This window comes from Nonomuraea sp. NPDC049784, from assembly GCF_040659615.1.
Taxonomy (GTDB): domain Bacteria; phylum Actinomycetota; class Actinomycetes; order Streptosporangiales; family Streptosporangiaceae; genus Nonomuraea.
The window spans coordinates 1-3607 of record NZ_JBFAMX010000830.1; the positions used below are offsets into that span (position 1 = coordinate 1).

The following is a 3607-nucleotide window of genomic DNA, read 5'->3' on the forward strand; positions in this document are numbered from 1 at the left end:
CTGACAGGCGCCGGGACCCCGGGGCGGACGGCCTGCGTTCTGCTCGCGTTATTGCTGCCGGGGGTCCCGGTGTGTCTGTTTTTCGGCTACCTCGCCCCCCCCCCCCCCCCCCCCCCCACTTCCGCGTCTCTAACGGGCGCACTGATGCACGCACAGGAGCTGGTCGCGGGTGGCGTTCCTGTCGCGGTAGGCGATGACGGCGGGCCCCTCGGCGCTGTGATGGCCGGGCAGCCTCTCGCCGGCGCTCCAGCCGGAGCCGTCGAAGCCGGAACACCACAGGCTCTGGTCGGAGCTGTCGCGGTGCACGCAGTAGATCCGGTCCTTGTAGACGGTCAGGGCCGGGTCCTCGGCGGCGGAGCGCTGGGACAGCTTCTGGTCGGGGGTCCAGGAGGAGCCGTCCCACCGCGTCCACCACAGGCTGGAGTCGGCGCCGGCATGCACGCAGTAGAGGTGGCCGCGGTAGACGGCCAGCGCGGGGTTGGACCGGCAGGCGTGGTTGGGCAGCTTCTGGCAGGGACTCCAGGAGGAGCCGTCCCACCGGGTCCACCACAGGCTGGAGTCCGTGCCGGCGTGCACGCAGTAGAGCTGCCCGTCGTAGGCGGCCAGCGCCGGGCCCGCGACGCTGGGGTGGTCCGAAAGCTTGGCGTCGGGGGTCCAGGAGGAGCCGTCCCACCGCGTCCACCACAGGGAGTCGTTGCCGTCGCCGCGGTGCGCGCAGTAGAGCAGGCCGTCGTACGCCGCCAGCGCCGGGGCCGAGTCGCTGACGTGCCCGGGGAACTTCCGGTCCTCGCTCCAGCCCTCCTTCGCGTCGTAGACCGCCCACCACAGGCTGGTGTCGTTGGCGTCGCCGCGGTGAACGAGGTAGAGCCGGTCCTGGAACTCGGCGAGGGCCGGGCTCGACACGTTGAAGTGCTCGATGAATCTCTGGTCCGCGCTCCATCCCTCGCCGGGCTCGTGAACCGCCCAGTGCAGCCCGGTGCCGGCGCGCCGGTCCTCTCGGGCGGGCACGAGCATGGCGGGCGAGGTCCAGGGCGAGGCCAGCTTCACGCCGTACGGCCGGGCGACTGCGGCGATCCGGTCGGCCTTGGCCCGCACCTGCCGCTCGACGATCGGCGCCACCCAGGAGCCGAGCACGATGGCCGCGGTCTGACCGATGAGCTGCGGGATCTCGGCGGCCAGCAGCGCGGCGCTCTCGTTGAGGTGGATCTCGAACCCCCACCACCTGGACACCGGCCAGACGTCCGCGCCCATGGTGCGCAGCTCGCCCTGGAGCCGGCGCAGGCGGTCCTGGTCCTCGGACGGGAGCTCGGCGATCTGCCGCTCACTCTCCCCCTTGGCCGCCGGCCACTCGACGTCGACCGCCTCGCGCATCGAGGAGTCGTCGAGCAGCTCGCTCCTGACGGCCGCGTCGACCGCGGCGGCGGCCGCCGGATCGTCCTGGCTGTGCAGCAGCACGGCCTCGCCGCCCACCGCCTCCGCCTCGAGCTCGGCGCTGTCGGCCCGGGTGTCATCAGTCATTTCCAGCCCCCCTGGAGTGGTACATCCACGAACCTGATCCATGGTAACCATATGTAGCTACATGATTACTTTGAGGTGCCTTCCGGGGGCGTGGGCCGCTACCTTTCGATGGTGAACGGGTTGAAGATCGCCTGCCCTGTGCCGTCTCCCGCGGCGAACAGGCCGAGCACCGCTCCCACCCACCGGCCCTGGGTGGCCTGGAAGGGCGCACCGACCTCGCACAGTCCGTCGCCGGTGTCGGCCAGGAAGGTGACCAGCGCGCCCTCGCCGATGCGTGCTCCGATGACGACCTGGTCGCGCACCGGCACCGGCTTCATGTCTCCGCACACCAGCACCAGCCCGTCTGGCGTGCGTTCCACCCCGACATAGGCGTAGGTGTCGCCGGTCACCACCAGCCCCGCCGTTCCCTCGCCTTCCAGGGTGAGGCTGGTGGTGACCGTGCAGGGGTCGCCGGGCAGCCGCTGGCCGAGCACGGACGGCCGCTCGCGCAGATCCTCCGGCCCCGGCACACAGGCCAGGCGGAGGGTGCCGTCGCTCACCTGCCACCAGGAGGGGTCGGGGTTGGCCTGCCAGCTCCACTGCAGCCCGAGCCCTGGCCCGGCGAAGTCGTCGCAGGTCGCCGGCGCACTCGGCGTGCCGCCTTCGACGGGCACGGGCCCTTCGGCCACCGGCTCGCCGTTGTCGCCCATCACCGGCCAGCCGTCCATCCACGCCATCGGCTGCAGATGGACGACCCGGCCGTAGGGGCCGCGGTCCTGGAAGTGCATGAACCAGTGCTCACCCGTCGGGGTGTCCACCCAGCCGCCCTGATGCGGCCCGTTCACCTCGGTGCCGCCCTGCTCCAGCACGATCCGGTCCTCGTACGGCCCGAAGATCGAGCTTGCTCGGAACACCGACTGCCAGCCCTGCTCCACGCCCCCGGCCGGAGCGAAGATCCAGTAGACGCCGTCGCGCTTGTAGAGCTTGGGCCCCTCCAGCGTCTCGTAGCCAGGGAGCAGATCGGCGTCGATGACCAGAGTGCCCTCATCCAGCACGGCTCGGGCGTCCGGCGACATGCAGTGCAAGGTGAGCCGGTTCTTCACACCCGCCCGGCTCTTGGCCCAGGCGTGCACCAGGTAGGCCTGGCCGTCGTCGTCCCACAGCGGACACGGGTCGATCAGCCCCGCGCCCGGCTTGACGACATGCGGCGTGCTCCACGGCCCTCGCGGATCGGTCGCGTTCACCTGGTAGATGCCCACGTCGGGATCACCGTAGAAGATCCAGAACTGGCCGTCGTGATGGCGCAGGGACGGCGCCCACACCCCGCAGCCGGGCCGCACATCGTCGTAGCCGCTGGTCACGGCATGCCCGATGATCGTCCAGTTCACCAGGTCACGCGAGTGCAGGATCGGCAGCCCGGGCACCTTGGTGAAGGTCGAGGCCGTCAGATAGAAGTCGTCGCCGACGCGGATCACGTCGGGGTCGGACCAGTCGGCGTTCAACACGGGGTTGCGGTACATCGTCATCCTTGGGTCTGCTCCTCCTGCAATCGGTTGCAGGAAACGTTGCCCTAGCATCCCGAGAACGTCAATGACGCTGCCATCTGCTGTACAACCGTTTCCAGCCTTGTTCAGGCCAGGCGGCGGCGCCTGAAGCCGTACAGGCCGGGTCGACCGGCCCGGCCAAGGGGAGCGAGCCGGCTCGGCCGCTTCCCTGACCCGGCACACCGCCGTGTCACGGGGTCCGGAGAGGACCCCGTGACAAGTTGCAGTTGCGCAGGTCGACGTCCATCAAGCGGCGTCGAGGGCCTCAGTGATCTTGCGGGCCATCTCAGCCATGGTGGGGCTGGGCTCGCCCTTCTGGGGCCGGGCGGCTGCTTCGATGGCGACAAGGACGGTGCGGCGGAAGTTGTCGGCCTCTGCCGGAGCCTGCTCGTTGAGCAGGCTCATGGCTGCCGTCAGGGCCGGCAGCACCTGGTCGGCGAGTTCGGCTACGGACTTGCCGTACTTCACGCCCTTGGGCGCCTTGGTGAGCACGTGCCCGACCAGGCCGGTCGCGGAGGTCAGGGCGATGGAGCCCTCGGTGGCGACCTTGTGGGCCGAGCCGGCGG

Annotated in this window: 3 protein-coding genes; all 3 read right to left on the reverse strand. The window is 70.5% G+C overall.

Going from position 1 to position 3607, the window contains the following annotated elements; translation table 11 throughout:
* Positions 1 to 129 precede the first annotated feature (129 nt).
* Positions 130 to 1518: a hypothetical protein gene (locus tag AB0J09_RS59325; RefSeq protein WP_360712308.1), complete on the reverse strand. Its 1389-nt coding sequence runs from the start codon at positions 1516 to 1518 to the stop codon at positions 130 to 132.
* Positions 1519 to 1616: 98 nt separating this feature from the next.
* The gene (locus AB0J09_RS59330; protein WP_360712310.1) at positions 1617 to 3023 is read right to left on the reverse strand and encodes a glycoside hydrolase 43 family protein; all 1407 of its coding nucleotides are present in this window, start codon (positions 3021 to 3023) and stop codon (positions 1617 to 1619) included.
* Between the two features lie 264 nt (positions 3024 to 3287).
* On the reverse strand, positions 3288 to 3607 hold a 320-nt coding region (locus tag AB0J09_RS59335), incomplete at its 5' end, for a hypothetical protein (RefSeq protein WP_360712313.1).

Excerpts from the sequence above, each read along its gene's own strand:
- AB0J09_RS59325 (WP_360712308.1), bottom strand. The coding sequence starts at position 1,518 with ATGACTGATGACACCCGGGCCGACAGCGCCGAGCTCGAGGCGGAGGCG.
- AB0J09_RS59330 (WP_360712310.1), bottom strand. The coding sequence starts at position 3,023 with ATGACGATGTACCGCAACCCCGTGTTGAACGCCGACTGGTCCGACCCC.